The following is a 16,580-nucleotide window of genomic DNA, read 5'->3' on the forward strand; positions in this document are numbered from 1 at the left end:
TGGCTCCCCGAACAGGACTCGAACCTGTGACCCAATGATTAACAGTCATTTGCTCTACCAACTGAGCTATCGGGGAATGACCGGAACACGCGACGTAGTATAAGGATTGGCAGCGCAAGGTCAAGGCCGGTCTGTAAATTCGCACCATAACCTATGGCGAATCAATTACCTGACGCCACAAACAAGCCGGAATCAGTGATGAACCTGATTGAGACCCCACAAACAAAACAGGCCCACACCATGGGTGTGGGCCTGCTGTCTTGATTCTTGGTGGCTACGCCCTGATTCGAACAGGGGACCCCATCATTATGAGTGATGTGCTCTAACCAGCTGAGCTACGTAGCCACACCGCTACCGAAGGCTTAGCGCTCGGCAACGGGGGCGTATTATGCATACCCCCGTTACGCTTGGCAAGCCTAAAGATGAGAGCGGGCCGGTTTAAATATCCAGCGCCTGCTTCACCGCGGCCAGACCGGGCTCACCGTCGACGGTGGTAACGCCCTCGAGCCAGCCATCAAGGACTGCCGGATTGGCCTGCAGGTAGGCGCGTGCAGCCTCGCGCGGCTTTTCCCCGTCATCCATGATGGTGCCCATCAGCTGGTTTTCCATCTCAAGGGTAAAGGTCAGGTTGTTGAGAAGCGTCCCGACATTGCCGCATTCCTGCGCATAGTTGGCGCGGGTATTGGTATAAACGGTTGCACCACCCAGGTTGGGGCCGAAGTAGTCATCGGCGCCTTCAAGGTAGGCAATATCGAAGTTGGTGTTCATCGGGTGCGGTTCCCAGCCCAGGAACACCATCCAGTCTTCGCGGCTGGAGCGCGACTTCAGCTCAGCCAGCATGCCCGCTTCACTGGAATCGATCAGCTCCCAGTCACCCAGGCCAAAGGCTTCGTCATCGATCATGTCCTGGATCAACATGTTGCCGTCGTTGCCGGCTTCGATGCCGTAGATCTCGCTATCGAACTGTTCGGCATGATCGGCCAGATCCGCCACACTGGTAACGCCAGCGTCGTAGACATACTGCGGCACCGCCAGGGTGTACTTGGCACCCTCGAGGTTGGCGTTCAGACGATCCACCGAGCCCTGCTCGACGTAGGGGTCACTGATCGACGCCATTGACGGCATCCAATTGCCCAGGAACACATCAAAGTCGCCGTTTTTCATGCCGGAGTAGGCGATCGGCACTGAGACCGTATCAACCCGGGTATCGTATCCCAGTGCATCGAGCACCTCGGAGGTCAGGGCGGTCGTCGCGGTGATGTCGGTCCAGCCAACCTCAGCGAAACGCACGTTCTGGCAGGATTCCGGTGCAGCCGCCTGGCTCTGTGTCGCCGCCAGGGTCAGCGCGCCGGCGCTCAGGGCCATCAGGGACATCTTGAGAGTCGGGATCGTCTTGGACATAGGGATCGAACCTCTTATTGGTCTAAAAAAAAGGAATGACTGAGCGACGAAGCAGGGACGTGCGCGACATCGCCTGCTACATGGCCAGACACCCCCGGATCATAGGCCGAGTTGGCCGACATCTTTTTATTGATTGAACGTTCAATAAAAAAGATGCATACTTAACACCATAGAGCATTTGCCCTCCCCTGCCCACCCGGTATGCGGCGGGGCCAAACAGAAGAGGAGTCACCACGGTGCCGAAAGTTGGAATGGAACCCATCCGCCGCCGTCAGCTGATTCAGGCCACCATGGAGGCCATTGACGAAGCCGGCCTGGCCGATGCCACAGTGGTACGCATCGCCCGCCTGGCAGGTGTCTCGGCAGGCATCATCAGCCACTATTTCGGCGGCAAGGATGGGCTGCTGGAAGCCACCATGCGCCAGATCCTGAAAGACCTGGGGGATGCGGTTCATCAGCGCCGCCAGGGGCTTCCCAAACATGCCCCGCGAGCGCACATGCGCGCCATCATTGACGGCAACTTCGACCGCAGCCAGGTCAGCCAGTCGGTGATGAAGACCTGGCTGGCCTTTTGGGCCAGTAGCATGCACCGCACCTCTCTGCATCGACTGCAGCATGTCAACGATAGACGGCTATATTCCAATCTCTGCCATCAGTTCAGGCAGTGCCTGCCAAAGCAGCAGGCCCGTGAGGCCGCTGGCGGGCTGGCCGCCATGATCGATGGCCTCTGGCTGCGCGGCGCTCTGGCGCCCGAAGGCCTCGATGTAGATCGTGCCCGCAAGCTTGCCTACGACTACCTGGACGAGAAACTTGCCCACGGCGCAGAGCACAGTTCGCTGCGCAGGGCCTAACGCACATTCTAAGGAGGTTCTCATGACGACACTTCCCACTCAGCAACTCTATATCAACGGAAAGCTGACCGACGCCACCTCCGGCGAGACCTTCACCGTCACCAACCCGGTCGATGGCTCGCTGCTCGCCACTATCCAGCAAGCCTCTCAGGCCGACGTGGATGCTGCCGTGGCCGCCGCCCGCGAAGGGCAGAAGATCTGGGGTGCCATGAGCGGCATGGAGCGCTCGCGCATCATGCTCAAGGCCGTGGCGCTCTTGAGAGAGCGTAACGACGAGCTGGCCGAACTCGAGACACGCAACACCGGCAAGCCGATCAGCGAAACCGCAGCGGTCGATATCGTCACCGGTGCCGACGCCCTCGAGTACTTTGCCGGCCTGGCACCCGCCATCGAAGGCACGCAGATCCCGCTGCGCGAAGATTCTTTCGTCTACACCCGTCGCGAACCGCTGGGCGTGATCGGCTCGATCGGCGCCTGGAACTACCCGATCCAGATCGCTTGCTGGAAGGCCGCTCCGGCGCTGGCCGCCGGCAACGCCGTGGTCTTCAAGCCCAGCGAAGTGACGCCGCTGACCACCATGAAACTTGCCGAGATCTTTACCGAAGCCGGCCTACCCGCTGGTGTCTTCAACGTGGTGCAGGGCGATGGCCGCGTCGGCCAGATGCTGACCGCCCACCAGGGCATCGACAAGGTGTCCTTTACCGGTGAAGTCGCTACCGGCAAGAAAGTCATGTCCGCCTCGGCAAGCTCGAGCCTCAAGGACGTGACCATGGAACTCGGCGGCAAGTCCCCGCTGATCGTCTTCGAAGACGCCGACCTTGATCGCGCTGCCGATGCGGCGATGATGGCCAACTTCTATTCCAGCGGCCAGATCTGCACCAACGGCACTCGGGTGTTCGTGCATGCAAGCATCAAGGAAGCGTTCGAAGCCAAGCTCATCGAGCGCGTTGCCCGCATCAAGGCTGGCGACCCGATGGACCCGGCGGTCAACTTCGGCCCGCTGGTCAGCTTCGAACATCAGGAGAAAGTCCTGTCCTACATCGCACTGGGCAAGGAAGAAGGCGCTCGCGTGCTGATCGGCGGCGAAGCCTGGGACCAGGGCGACGCCAATGGAGTCGAGTGGGCGAAAGGCGCCTGGGCGGCCCCGACCGTGTTCACCGATTGCACCGACGAGATGCGCATCGTGCGTGAGGAAATCTTCGGCCCGGTGATGTCCGTGCTGGCCTTCGACGATGAGGACGAAGTGATCCGCCGCGCCAACGATACCGAGTACGGCTTGGCCGCAGGCGTCTTCACCGAGAACCTGAACCGTGCGCACCGCAGCATCCATCGCCTTGAGGCTGGCATCTGCTGGATCAACACCTGGGGTGACTCCCCCGCCGAGATGCCGGTGGGCGGCTACAAGCAGTCCGGCGTAGGCCGTGAGAACGGCATTTCGACCCTGGATCACTACACCCAGATCAAGTCCGTGCAGATCGAGATGGCTCCCTTCGAATCGGTGTTCTGATACGCCTCTGACGTAATCCCGGAAACGGCACCACTACCGCCTGCCATGCCCCGATGGGGCATGGCACGGCATCTTGCGTCTCATCACCGTGACGCCTCCGTTTGCGCACATCACCCAAGCGTTACGTTCACCACCCCCATTCACTGAATCAGGAGGGCTTGTCGATGACACAGCCTCAAGAGTTCGATTACATCATCGTTGGCGCTGGCTCAGCCGGCAATGTGCTCGCCACCCGACTGACCGAGGACGCTGACGTCTCGGTGCTGCTGCTCGAAGCCGGTGGCAAGGATCATCGCTTCGACTTCCGCACTCAGATGCCGGCGGCTCTCGCTTACCCGCTTCAGGGTAAGCGCTACAACTGGGCCTTTGAGACCGACCCCGAGCCGCACATGGACAACCGTCGCATGGAATGCGGTCGTGGCAAGGGCCTCGGCGGCTCCTCACTGATCAACGGCATGTGCTACATCCGCGGCAACGCCCTTGACTATGATAACTGGGCCAAGGGTGCCGGCCTCCAGGACTGGACCTACGCCGACTGCCTGCCTTACTTCCGCAAGGCCGAGACCCGTGATATCGGCCCCAACGACTACCACGGCGGTGACGGCCCGGTCGCAGTGGCCACCCCGAAGAAAGGCAATAATCCGCTCTATCACGCCTTCATCGATGCCGGTGTCGAGGCCGGCTATCCGCGTACCGAGGACGTCAACGGCTACCAGCAGGAAGGCTTCGGCCCGATGGACCGTTTCGTAACCCCCAAGGGGCGTCGAGCTTCCACCGCCCGCGGTTACCTGGACACCGCCAAACAGCGTTCCAACCTGACCATCGTCACCCGGGCCACCACCGATCGTATTCTCTTCGAGGGCAAGCGTGCGGTGGGCGTCAGCTACCAGCACAAGGACCAGACCATTGAGGTTCGCGCCCACCGCGAGGTTCTGGTGTGCTCCGGTGCCATCGCATCGCCGCAGCTGCTGCAGCGCTCCGGCGTCGGCAATGCCGAACTGCTCAAGCAGTTCGATATCCCCGTGGTTCATGACCTCAAGGGCGTGGGCGAAAACCTCCAGGACCATCTGGAGATGTACATCCAGTACGAGTGCAAGAAGCCGATCTCCCTGTACCCGGCGCTGAAGTGGTACAACCAGCCGAAGATCGGCCTGGAGTGGATGCTCAACGGCACCGGCATTGGCGCCAGCAACCAGTTCGAGGCGGCCGGCTTCATCCGTTCAAGCGATGACGAGAAGTGGCCGAACCTGCAGTACCACTTCCTGCCTATTGCCATCAACTATAACGGCACCAGCGCCATTCAGGCCCACGGTTTCCAGGCGCATGTCGGCTCAATGCGTTCGGAAAGCCGCGGTCGCGTGCAGTTGACCTCTCGCGACCCCAAAGCCGCGCCGAGCATCCTGTTCAACTACATGTCCACCGACAAGGACTGGCAGGAGTTCCGTGACGCCATCCGCCTGACTCGCGAGATCATCGCCCAGCCTGCCATGGACGAGTTCCGTGGTCGCGAGCTAGCCCCGGGCCCGGACGTGCAGTCTGATACCGAGCTTGACGCCTTCGTGCGCGAACATGCCGAGACCGCCTACCACCCCTGCGGCACCTGCCGCATGGGCGAGGGCGAGGACGCCGTGGTCGATGGCGCCGGCCGCGTGCATGGCCTCAAGGGTCTGCGAGTGGTAGACGCTTCGCTGTTCCCGCTGATCCCCACCGGCAACCTCAACGCGCCGACGATCATGCTGGCCGAGAAGATGGCCGACAAGATCCGTGGTCGTGCGCCCCTGGCTCGCTCAGAAGCACCCTACTACGTCGCTGAAGATACACCGGCCCAGGCAGCGCCCAAATATCGCCTGAAATAACGCAAAAGCGCTACCCCTCAAGCTGATCGTCTTGCATACGACTACGAGCCCCGGAAGGTAACACCTGACGGGGCTTTGACATTTTCTCCATTTTAACCAGTTTCCACCTCACTTCCCGCCACAAAGCATGCTGCCAAGGGCATCATATCTTCGCAGCACCCTAGATCTAGACCTGATTAGTTTACTAATACTTTCCGCATTATATTTATCGCATTTTCTTGGATTAGAAAAACCACATCACCTGGAAATTGACGCTTCAATAAGCGAGTGCCAGTATGAGTCCGAGCGTAAACAAAAGTAACAGATCGTAAGCGCTTACCACATCGTCGACCCAATGGATGGAATTACGACGATATCTCATCGATTTACAGCAAGGGTGATAATAATGAAGAAACTTCTCCTCTCCGCAAGCATTATGGCCATCATGTCCACTCCAGTCCTGGCGGATAGCAACGAAGTCTATATGGACCAACTGGGCAGTTATAACCAGTTCAGCTCCGACCAAAGCGGAGACGGAAATACCATCGGCTCTTCCAGTAATGCGGCTACTCAGAAAGGCCATAGCAACTACGCAGATCTGGATCAAGATGGAACTCGTAACGGTATCGACCGCTTCCTTCAGAAGGGTAATTATAACCGGGCAGACATCGATCAAGTTGGCTATGGCAACGACTCAAACACTTACCAATATGGCGACGGCAACGAAACAAATGTCGCCCAATATATTTATGACAACGAATCCGACACCGTCCAAGTTGGTGATGGAAACATGATCGATGCCATTCAGTTCGGCATTCAAAACGATATTGATGCAGAACAACGCGGCAACGGCAATACGATCAGTGCCAGTCAGATTGGCGCTAAAAATGATCTTGATGCAGAACAACGTGGCAGCGGAAACATGCTGACTTCATCACAGTTTGGTACCTACAACCGTATCACCTCACACCAGCACGGTAATAACAACCTGGCCCAGCTGAGCCAGCAAGGCCACGCAAACCACGCAAATGTGGTTCAGCACTAATCAAGCGAAGCAACGTTTAAGCGCTTCCGGGCATCCAGTGGGATGCCCGGGTTTGTCTCAAGGGGCAATAAATGATGAATCCCGGCAAAGAATGGAACATCAAGAGCGCGGGGATAATACCAACGGCGCTTATCGCTGGCCTCATCACTCTCGGCATGGTTCCCACCGTCATGGCTCAGCAAGTCTTTACACAGCTCAATTGTAGAGTCGTCATCGAGCGTGACGGCGAAACCGTAAGGGCAACAAGCGTCATCGAGGCTAACAAGCCAACCCGTGCCGACTATGTCCTTAGGGCACTAAAAATTGATGCCGCCGGCTCCGGAACAAGTGAACAATCCGGTTCCATTTCACTGCTACCCGGTGAGTCCGCTACTACTGCACAGACAATTCACCGACTGGCTAAAACAGGTTGGCTCGAATTTCATTTACGCGTCACTGAGCGGTTGACAGGGACCTCATGTGAGGCCAAGGAAATCGTTAGCCCAATGTAGCATCAGGCAATAGAGCCACCTGCTAACGTATCAACTAAAAAGGTAAATGCCATGCAATCAATACTCTCCTATTATCTCACTGCACTGGTATTTACCTTTTTACCAGCACTTGCATCAGCAAGCGACAGCAGCGCTTTCATTACCCAAGTGACAACAAGTGATGCACCGGCACAGGACAATGATCGTCAAGTCGCTAATTTTTCAACACCTGGAACTGGCCAGCTCGACTCCTTGAACATTGACCGTTTAGCGTTATCGAAAGTATCAGAACAAAACACGCATGGTACTCTTTCTATCGCTAATCAGCAGGGAAGAGATAATCGTCTTTCAGTCGTCGCCATGGGAAGGGCAAATATCACCCTTCAGCAGCAGCAAGGAGTAGGCAACACCTCGGACATAGCGCTTGCAGGGCAACGCAATGCCATTTCCGTTGATCAACGTGGCAATTACCTAGATTCAGATATTCAGGTGGTAGGAAGTAATAAAGTCATCTTCCACTTTCAGCGAGGCACCGGTCAGAGTGGCCAGCAACAGCCGCTACTTTATACGGGTAACCAGCGAGAAGCACAGGTCATCCTCGACACCCCAAAAGGGCGCCTGACAAAGTCACTAGCCAACTGACAATCATCCTGAGAGGGATATACATAAATGAAGAATACCACACCATTCGCGATCTCAGTCCTTACTATGATAGCGGCCACCACTCTGTTTTCTCCCATTAGTGCTTCCGCAGGTGATCTTACTTATCGTCCCATCAATCCTTCGTTTGGCGGCGACCCCTTCAATAGCTCTCATCTACTTCAAATGGCTGACATACAAAATCAGTACAAGGATGATGGCAGTAATCTTGACTCACTTTTCGCGGAGGAAACGGCTGCGGATCAGTTTGTGTCTTCAATGCAAAACACCATGATTTCCGGCGCATCTTCACAGCTAAAAGCAGCAATCTTTGACGATGGTGCTCCACCTTCCGGCACCTTCAGATTGAATGGCGCCACGGTGACATATGAAACAGTCAATAATCGTGTTTATGTAAAAGTGTCGGATGGCATCACCACCAATTCCTTTGACATTCCTAAGCCCAATACTAACTAATCATCATTCTCGCGCAGGGAATATCATGAAAACGCTAACTCAAGCCCTATGCATACTGGCAAGCATTATACTGTCCGGGTGTGTATCGACCCCTGGCCCGATGTCAGAGCCCGCATCCTACGTCAGTGAAACCAGCACCTCTTCACTGCTCAAGAACCTGCCAGCGGCGGCCAGGCCAGTCGACATTGCGGTGTATGAATTTTCTGACCTTACGGGACAATACAAACCTAATGAAGGCTTTGCGGAATACTCCCGTGCAGTGACGCAAGGCGCCGATGCCATCCTTGTCGATGTGCTCGCCGATGCCGGGCAGGGCCAGTGGTTTAATGTTGTCGAACGACGGGGACTCCCCAACCTGCTACGCGAGCGCCAGGTCATACAAGCCACTCGCCAGCAGTTCAATGGCCAGGCGGCTGCTCCCTTGCCTCCTCTGACCTTCGCTGGCGTTATTATCGAGGGTGGCATTATTGCCTATGAAACCAATTTATCGACTGGCGGTGCGGGCGCACGATACCTGGGCATAGGGGTCAACTCCGAATACCGCACCGACCTGGTCACCATCAACCTACGCTTGGTGAGCGTGCAGACGGGGCGCATCCTCAACAGCATTACCACCACCAAGAAGATTTACTCTGTTCTGGTTCAGGGGTCGGTCTTCAAGTACATCGCGGCCGATGAAATCCTCGAACTCGAAGCCGGATATACCCGAAACGATCCACCGCAACTTGCCGTACGTGAGGCCATCGAACTGGCGGTCTATACCGCCATCATTGAGGGAGCAGAGCGTGACACCTGGGGGTTCGCGGATACTCAGCAGGGACGAGATGCCATCGACACCTTCCAACAGCGTGTGGCCGGGTTGCCGCCCTCCTCCCATGATCAGGCTTCACAGGATATCTAGGCGCTGCTACTCACTTGATCTCGCCACCCATGAACGTACAAAGCAGGTGGTTCTGTCTGACTTCAAACAAAAAGCCCCGCATCTGCGGGGCTTTTTGGTACTTCGGCACGAACACCTCACCAGATATCGCCTGTCGCCTCAGGGGCTGGTCGCCGGCCGACCAATGGGCTAGGCTACAAGAATTCAAACGCTCGTTAGAATGCTGTCACTTATCGTAACGGAGCTTCCCCCATGATCCACCTCCTACTGATCGTTCTGGCCCTGGCGGGCCTCATCGCAGTAATGCGGCGCGAAGCCGGGGCCTTCGCGGCCCTTGGCGTACTCGCCGTGCTTGGCGTCGCTGGGCTCGTTCTCGGCTCACCTCTGCTTGGCCTGGTGCTTCTCATCTCAGCCGCTGGCGTGGCGGTATGCGGCCTGCCGGTGCTGCGCCGCCGCTGGCTGTCGCCGCGACTCTTCGCCATGTTCAAGCGGGTCGCCCCCAAAGTATCGGCCACCGAGCGTACGGCCCTTGAGGCTGGCAGCGTCGGCTGGGACGGCGAGCTGTTTTCCGGCAAGCCGGACTGGCAGACCCTGCTGGATACCACCGACGACGGCCTGACAGACAAGGAGCAGGCCTTCCTCGATCATCAGTGCTCGGTGGCGGCCGGCATGTGCAACGCCTGGGACATCGCGCGAGAACGCGCCGACCTGCCTCCGGAGCTTTGGGCCTATCTGAAGCAGGAAGGCTTCTTCGGCATGATCATCCCAGAGGCTTACGGCGGCCTGGGCTTCTCAGCCAAGGCACAGTCGCTCGTGTTACAGAAGCTTGCGGTCAACGAGACCCTGATGGTCACCGTGGGCGTGCCCAACTCACTGGGACCGGGCGAGCTGCTGCTCAAATACGGCACAGACGCCCAGAAGGATCACTACCTGCCGCGCCTCGCCGACGGCCGCGAGATTCCCTGCTTTGGGCTCACCGGCCCGCGGGCCGGCTCAGATGCCACCGCGTTGCCGGACACCGGCGTAGTCTGCAAACAGGTCGTCGACGGCAAGGAAGTGCTGGGCCTCAGGCTCAACTTCGAGAAGCGCTGGATCACGCTTGCACCCATTGCCACTGTGGTCGGACTGGCGTTTCGCATGTTCGACCCGGATCACCTGCTGGGTGATGACGAGGACCTGGGCATCACCTGCGCGCTGATTCCCCGCGACACCGACGGCATGGAGATCGGCCGCCGCCATCACCCCATCGGCAGCCCCTTCATGAATGGCCCGATCAAGGGCAAGGATGTGTTCGTGCCGCTGGACACCATCATCGGGGGCTCGGAAATGGCCGGCCAAGGCTGGCGGATGCTGGTCGAGTGCCTGTCGGTGGGGCGCTGCATCACCCTGCCCTCCGGCGCCACCGGCACCGCGCGCTACGCGCTGGGCTGGAGCGGCGGCTTTGCCCGCATTCGTCGCCAGTTCAACGTCCCAGTGGCGGAAATGGAAGGCATTCAGGAACCGCTGGCCCGCATCGCTTCGATGGCCTATATCGCTCAGGCCACGGTGCGCCAGACCGCCAACATGATCGACCACGGCCACAAGCCGGCGGTACCCTCGGCGATCCTCAAGAGCCAGCTCACCGAGTTCCAGCGCAGCCTGCTCGGCGACGCCATGGACATCCACGGCGGCAAGGCGGTCACGCTTGGACCGAGCAACTATATTGGCATCGGCTACTCTGCCAACCCGGTGGCGATCACCGTGGAAGGCGCCAACATCATGACCCGCAACCTGATGATTTTCGGCCAGGGGGCGATTCGCTGTCATCCCTATGTGCTCGAGGAACTGGCCGCCAAGGACGCCGACGACCTCAAGGCCTTCGACCAGGCCTTCTTCGCCCATACCGGCCTGATCCTGGGTAACGCCGCTCGTGCCCTGACCCAGGGGCTTGGCATCGGCCGCCCGGCGGAGCCCTTCGATGCCGTCGCCGCGCCTTATGCTCAGGATATTGCCAGGCTCTCGGCGGGCTTCGGCCTCGCCGCAGATGCGGCAATGGCGAGCCTCGGCGCCAGCCTCAAGCTGCGCGAGATGCTCTCGGCAAGGCTTGGCGATGTCCTGTCGAACCTCTATCTGGCCTCGATGGTGCTCAAGTCCTGGCACGAAGGCGATAAGGTCGAAGGCGAGGACGAACTCTTGCACTACAGCTGTCGCTTCCTGCTGCAGCGCGCCGAACAGGCCTTCGTCGAGTTGTTCGACAACCTGCCGAACCGCGCTCTGGCCCGGGTACTTAAGCCCATCGTGATGCCGCTGGGGCGGCGTTGGGCACGCCCGGCCGATACGCTGACTCGCGGTATCGCCAAGAACGTCTCACAAGACTCGGCGCTGCGCACCATGCTGCTCGCCCATACCTGGGATACTCAGGAAAAAGGCCAGCAGGACAACCCCCTGGCCCGCTACAACGCCTTGCTTGTTGAGCAGGAGCGTGCTGAGCCGATTTATCGCACCCTCAACAAGGCCTACGCCAAGGGCGAGTTGCCTTCTGACGCGCTACACCCCGAACAGCGCATCGAAGCGGCCCTGGCCGCCGGCCTGATCAGCGACGATGACGCCCACTTTATGCGTCTGCATGAAGCCGAGGTGCTTGCGATGCTCAGCGTCGACGACTTCGCCTTCGACGCTTTTGCCAGCGCCAAGGAAAACGTCACCTGGCATAACGCGGCCTAAGGCCGCTCCATCCACCCTGACCACCTGACGGTCAGACCCCATCGCCCCGCTCAGGATTTCCTCTGAGCGGGGCGATTTCATTGGCTGTCATACCATCATCATCATTCGCACATGAAACTGTCAGACGACTGTCATGGAGCCAGGATATGTTGTCGCCTATGTTCGAATGATCATCAAAAACGCCGGAGCGTATTTCATTCGAGCATCGCCTCGCCATCGCCGACCGCGGTCTGCGCCATGGCGCTACCGACTTCCAAGGAGCTCGACATGCGTTATCTGCCCGCCTGCCTCTCGCATCGTTCCCCCTCTAGCCCCTCTCCCCGCCGGCTGCTCGGCCTGGTCGTAGCTACCGCGCTGACCACCACCTCCGCCAGTGCCATGGCTGCCACCGAAATCGAATGGTGGCATGCCATGGGCGGCACCCTTGGCAACAAGGTCAATGAGATCGCCGACGACTTCAATCAAAGCCAGAGTGATTACGTGATCAAGCCGGTGTTCAAGGGCAACTACACCGAGACCATGACCTCCGCCATCGCCGCCTTCCGCGCCGGTAAGGGCCCGGATATCGTACAAATCTTCGAAGTCGGCACCGCGACCATGATGGGTGCCAAGGGTGCGATCGTGCCGGTGCATCAGCTGATGGCCGACTACGCCCCCGAGCAAGGTGCCGCCTTCGATCCCGACGCCTACCTGTCGGCGGTCACCGGCTACTACACCGACCGCGATGGCCAGATGCTGTCACTGCCCTTCAACTCCTCCACGCCGGTCACCTATTTCAACAAGGACGTACTGGCCAAGGCCGGCGTCGATAGCGTGCCGACCACCTGGCAGGAAATGGATGACGCCCTCAAGAAGGTCGTCGACTCAGGCGCCGCCGAGTGCGGCCTTACCACCACCTGGCCGTCCTGGGTAATGCTTGAGAACTATTCGGCGCGCAACGACATCCCCTTCGCCAGCAAAGCCAATGGCTTCGCGGGCGTGGATGCTCGCCTTGAGTTCAACCAGACCGCCGTGGTCGACCAGATACAGCGCCTTGATGACTGGCAGGCCGACAACCGCTTCGTCTATGGCGGCCGTTACGATGACGCCGCGCCCAAGTTCTACTCCGGCGAGTGCGCCATGATGATGGGCTCCTCGGCGAGCTACGCCGGCGTCAAGGAAAGCGCCAAGGGCTTCGAATTCGGCGTCGCCCCGCTGCCCTACGATGCCGATGTCATCGACACCCCGCAGAACTCCATTATCGGTGGCGCCTCACTGTGGGTGCTGACCGGCCAGGAGGACGATGAATACCGCGGCGTGGCCAAGTTCTTCCAGTACCTGTCGAGCCCCGAGGTCCAGGCCGACTGGCACCAGTTCACCGGCTACCTGCCGATCACCACGGCAGCCGCCGAACTGACCCGCGAGCAGGGCTTCTACGCCGAGCACCCGGGCACCGACGTTGCCATCACCCAGATGACCTCCGCCACCCCCACCGAGAACTCGAAGGGGCTGAGACTGGGCAACATGGTGCAGATCCGTGACGTGATCAACGAGGAACTCGAGCAGATCTTCTCGGGTGACAAGAGCGCCCAGCAGGGGCTCGATGAGGCCGTCGAGCGCGGCAACGCCCTGCTAGAAAAGTTCGCCCGCCGTCAGGGCTGAACTAAGCCTAGCCGTCCTGCCGCCGGATGACGTCCGGCGGCAGTGCCTGGTCCAACCAGGCAGATGTCATCAAGCCCTTTTACGTTTGGCCATGCCGATCAAGGTCCATGGCCTCAGCACCGTCAGACATCCCGCAAGGGAGTTGCCCGCCTATTATCGGCATGCTCCACAGAGGCGACTGCCGGTGTGTCACGCACTACCGAGAGATCCCGCATGGCACATTTCCAACGTCACCCCGTGACGCCCTGGCTGCTGATGTCGCCACAGCTCGCCATCATCGCCGTGTTCTTCTTCTGGCCGGCCTTCCAGGCCGTCAGCCAGGCTTTCTATATCGAGGATGCCTTCGGGCTTTCCCGTGAATTCGCCGGCCTCAGCAATTTCCTCGCCGTGTTCGGCGACCCCGAATATCTCTCCACTCTCGGGACGACACTGGTGTTCTCGAGCGCAGTGGCCATCGGCGCCATGGCCATCGCCCTGGGGCTTGCCGTGCTCGCCGACCGGGTGATCAAGGGCGCCAGTGCCTACAAGACGCTGCTGATCTGGCCCTATGCGGTCGCCCCGGCCGTCGCCGGTGTGCTGTGGCTTTTCCTGTTCGATCCCACCCTGGGGCTGATGCCGGCCGTGCTCAAGACGCTGGGCATCGACTGGAACCATCAACTCAACGGCGGCCAGGCCATGGCACTGGTGGTGATGGCCTCGATATGGAAGCAGATGAGCTACAACTTCGTGTTCTTCCTCGCCGGCCTGCAGGCGATTCCCAAGAGCCTCCTCGAGGCCGCGGCCATGGACCGCGCCGGGCCGGTGCGACGCTTCTGGACCATCACATTTCCGCTGCTGTCACCGACCAGCTTTTTCCTGATGGTGATGAACGTGGTCTACGCCTTCTTCGAGACCTTCGGCACCATCGATGCCACCACCTCCGGCGGCCCTGGGGGCTCCACCCGGACCCTGGTCTACAAGGTCTACCAGGATGGCTTCATCGGCCAGGACCTCGGGTCGAGCGCTGCCCAGTCGGTGGTACTGATGGTAATCGTCGGCGTCCTGACGCTGATCCAGTTCAAGTATGTCGAGAAGAAGGTGCAGTACTGATGCGTTACAACCGTCCCGGACTGAACATCGCCAGCCATGCGTTGCTGATCGTCGGCTGCGCCCTGTTCTTCCTGCCCGTATGGATGGCCTTCACCGCCAGCACGCACGAGATGGGGGACCTCTATTCGAGCGTCGCCCCGTTATGGGTCGGTGATGCCGGGCTCTCCAACTATGCGCATCTGCTCGACAATCCGGTGTCGAGCCTTGGCGCCAACGTGACCACGCTGCTGTTCAATTCGATGGTGATGGCGCTCGGCATCGCCCTTGGCAAGATCGCCATCTCAGTACTGGCCGCCTATGCCATCGTGTTCTTCGAGTTCCGCTTCCGGAAACTCTGCTTCTGGATGATCTTCATCACCCTGATGCTGCCGGTGGAGGTGCGCATCCTGCCCACCTTCAAAGTAGTGGCCGACCTGAACCTGCTGGACAGCTATGCAGGCCTGATTCTGCCGCTGATCGCCAGCGCCACCGCCACCTTCCTGCTGCGCCAGTTCTACCTGACGATTCCCGCCGAGCTGGTGGAGGCCGCCCGCATCGACGGCGCCGGACCGTGGCGCTTTTTGCGTGACATTCTGCTGCCGCTGTCAAAGACCAATCTCGTCGCGTTGTTCGTGATCATGTTCATCTACGGCTGGAACCAGTACCTGTGGCCGCTGCTGATCACCACCGACGCCGACTACCTGACCATCGTGGTCAGCCTCAAGCGCATGCTGACCACCGGCGACGGCCTGGTGCCCTGGCAGGACGTCACCGCCGCGACCCTGCTGGCGATGGGGCCACCGATCCTGGTGATCCTGGTCATGCAGCGCTTCTTCATCAAGGGCCTGGTCGACACCGAGAAATAGTCGCCCCGATGCCCTGGCCGCCCGCTCCAGCGCGGCACCCACGAACCCCGTCATCTGGAAAAATCTTCGTCATGGCAACCCTCACCCTGACCCAGCTGAAAAAGCACTATCCCAACGGCTTTCAGGCGCTACACGGCATCGATCTCGCCTTCAACGACGGCGAGCTGGTGGTGATCGTCGGCCCGTCGGGCTGCGGCAAGTCGACCCTGCTGCGCACCCTGGCCGGGTTGGAAGACATCTCCAGCGGCGATCTCGAGATCAATGGACGGCGCGTCAACGATCTGGAGCCGGCAGAACGCGACATCGCCATGGTGTTCCAGAACTACGCTCTCTATCCGCACATGAGCGTGTTCAACAACATGGCCTACGGACTCAAGAACCGTGGCACCCCCAAGGACGAGATCCGCCGCCGGGTGGCAGAGACCGCCGAGCTGCTCGACCTCAGCACCCTGCTCGACCGCCGCCCAAAGCAGCTCTCCGGTGGCCAGCGCCAGCGGGTCGCCATGGGCCGGGCCATCGTCCGAGAACCACAGGTCTTCCTGTTCGACGAGCCGCTCTCTAACCTCGACGCCAAACTGCGCGTGCAGATGCGTCTGGAGATCCGCCGCCTCCAGAAGCGCCTCAAGGTCACCTCGGTCTATGTGACCCACGACCAGACAGAGGCCATGACCCTGGCCGACCGGCTGGTGGTCATGAACGGCGGTCGCGTCGAGCAGTGCGGGACGCCGATGGAACTCTACGACCGCCCGGCCACCACCTTCGTGGCCGGCTTCATCGGCTCTCCGGCGATGAACTTTCTGACCGCCCAGCCCAAGGACGGCGATCTGATGCTGCCCTCTGGCGCCCGCCTCTCCCATGAGAAAGCGCGCTCGCTGGCAAGCGACGCTCCCCTGACCCTGGGCATCCGCCCCGAGCACCTGGTCCCGCTGGAAGCCGGACAACGCATGCCCGCCGGCACCGCCGAGCTCGAGGCCCGCGTCGAGCTGGTCGAACCGCTGGGGGCCGACACCCTCGCCTATTGCCGTCTCGAGGGTCAGGAGGCCCCGCTGGTGGTGCGTCTGGATGGCGAGCATGCCGTTGCCGATGACGACCGCCTGCGCCTGGCCATCACCGCCGACCGGGCGCACCTCTTCGACGGCGACGGTCAGCGTCTGTCCTGAACCGGAACTTGAACGAAACCTAAGTCAGAGCTTGAGC

14 protein-coding genes and 2 tRNA genes are annotated in these 16,580 nt (G+C 59.9%); 13 read left to right on the forward strand and 3 right to left on the reverse strand.

Annotated features, from left to right (window positions below; all coding sequences use genetic code 11):
• The 3 genes from BCL93_RS02250 to BCL93_RS02260 form a co-directional block, all read right to left on the reverse strand.
• Nucleotides 1–76: transfer RNA gene (locus BCL93_RS02250), tRNA-Asn, on the reverse strand.
• A gap of 192 nt (nucleotides 77–268) precedes the next feature.
• Nucleotides 269–345, reverse strand: a tRNA-Met gene (locus BCL93_RS02255).
• A gap of 93 nt (nucleotides 346–438) precedes the next feature.
• Nucleotides 439–1,401 (reverse strand): choline ABC transporter substrate-binding protein, encoded by a 963-nt coding sequence (locus BCL93_RS02260; RefSeq protein WP_112053470.1) that lies wholly within the window; start codon nucleotides 1,399–1,401, stop codon nucleotides 439–441.
• A 236-nt stretch (nucleotides 1,402–1,637) separates the two neighbouring features.
• On the opposite strand from BCL93_RS02260, the gene betI reads away from it, so the two are divergent.
• The 13 genes from betI to BCL93_RS02320 all read left to right on the forward strand — a co-directional run bounded on the left by betI (nucleotide 1,638) and on the right by BCL93_RS02320 (nucleotide 16,543).
• Nucleotides 1,638–2,252 carry a transcriptional regulator BetI gene (gene betI, locus BCL93_RS02265; RefSeq protein ID WP_181463009.1) on the forward strand — a complete coding sequence of 205 codons (615 nt, stop codon included), beginning with the start codon at nucleotides 1,638–1,640 and terminating at the stop codon, nucleotides 2,250–2,252.
• Between the two features lie 22 nt (nucleotides 2,253–2,274).
• A complete protein-coding gene (gene betB / locus BCL93_RS02270; protein ID WP_112053472.1) occupies nucleotides 2,275–3,759 on the forward strand; it encodes a betaine-aldehyde dehydrogenase in 1,485 nt (494 codons plus the stop codon).
• A 164-nt stretch (nucleotides 3,760–3,923) separates the two neighbouring features.
• A complete protein-coding gene (betA, locus tag BCL93_RS02275; protein WP_112053473.1) occupies nucleotides 3,924–5,615 on the forward strand; it encodes a choline dehydrogenase in 1,692 nt (563 codons plus the stop codon).
• Nucleotides 5,616–6,000: 385 nt separating this feature from the next.
• Nucleotides 6,001–6,639 (forward strand): hypothetical protein, encoded by a 639-nt coding sequence (locus BCL93_RS02280; protein WP_181463010.1) that lies wholly within the window; start codon nucleotides 6,001–6,003, stop codon nucleotides 6,637–6,639.
• A gap of 71 nt (nucleotides 6,640–6,710) precedes the next feature.
• Nucleotides 6,711–7,130 (forward strand): curli-like amyloid fiber formation chaperone CsgH, encoded by a 420-nt coding sequence (gene csgH / locus BCL93_RS02285; protein WP_112053475.1) that lies wholly within the window; start codon nucleotides 6,711–6,713, stop codon nucleotides 7,128–7,130.
• 51 nt (nucleotides 7,131–7,181) lie between these two features.
• Nucleotides 7,182–7,751, forward strand: coding sequence for a hypothetical protein (locus BCL93_RS17085; protein WP_146742462.1), 570 nt, complete (start codon nucleotides 7,182–7,184; stop codon nucleotides 7,749–7,751).
• Between the two features lie 27 nt (nucleotides 7,752–7,778).
• A complete protein-coding gene (locus BCL93_RS02290; protein ID WP_112053476.1) occupies nucleotides 7,779–8,225 on the forward strand; it encodes a curli assembly protein CsgF in 447 nt (148 codons plus the stop codon).
• A gap of 100 nt (nucleotides 8,226–8,325) precedes the next feature.
• Nucleotides 8,326–9,126, forward strand: a complete 801-nt coding sequence (locus BCL93_RS02295; RefSeq protein ID WP_220086219.1) for a CsgG/HfaB family protein — start codon at nucleotides 8,326–8,328, stop codon at nucleotides 9,124–9,126.
• A 231-nt stretch (nucleotides 9,127–9,357) separates the two neighbouring features.
• Nucleotides 9,358–11,808: an acyl-CoA dehydrogenase gene (locus tag BCL93_RS02300; protein WP_112053478.1), complete on the forward strand. Its 2,451-nt coding sequence runs from the start codon at nucleotides 9,358–9,360 to the stop codon at nucleotides 11,806–11,808.
• A 267-nt stretch (nucleotides 11,809–12,075) separates the two neighbouring features.
• Nucleotides 12,076–13,449 carry a sn-glycerol-3-phosphate ABC transporter substrate-binding protein UgpB gene (gene ugpB, locus BCL93_RS02305; protein ID WP_112053479.1) on the forward strand — a complete coding sequence of 458 codons (1,374 nt, stop codon included), beginning with the start codon at nucleotides 12,076–12,078 and terminating at the stop codon, nucleotides 13,447–13,449.
• Nucleotides 13,450–13,662: 213 nt separating this feature from the next.
• Complete coding sequence (ugpA, locus tag BCL93_RS02310; RefSeq protein WP_112053480.1) at nucleotides 13,663–14,538, forward strand: sn-glycerol-3-phosphate ABC transporter permease UgpA; 876 nt, start codon at nucleotides 13,663–13,665, stop codon at nucleotides 14,536–14,538.
• Nucleotides 14,538–15,383: a sn-glycerol-3-phosphate ABC transporter permease UgpE gene (ugpE, locus tag BCL93_RS02315; protein ID WP_112053481.1), complete on the forward strand. Its 846-nt coding sequence runs from the start codon at nucleotides 14,538–14,540 to the stop codon at nucleotides 15,381–15,383. Before ugpA ends, ugpE begins: the two co-directional genes overlap by 1 nt.
• 71 nt (nucleotides 15,384–15,454) lie before the next feature.
• On the forward strand, nucleotides 15,455–16,543 hold the full coding sequence (locus BCL93_RS02320) for a sn-glycerol-3-phosphate import ATP-binding protein UgpC (protein WP_112053482.1): 1,089 nt from the start codon (nucleotides 15,455–15,457) through the stop codon (nucleotides 16,541–16,543).
• Nucleotides 16,544–16,580: the final 37 nt, after the last annotated feature.

The sequence above is a fragment of the Onishia taeanensis genome, assembly GCF_003268885.1.
Lineage (GTDB): Bacteria > Pseudomonadota > Gammaproteobacteria > Pseudomonadales > Halomonadaceae > Onishia > Onishia taeanensis_A.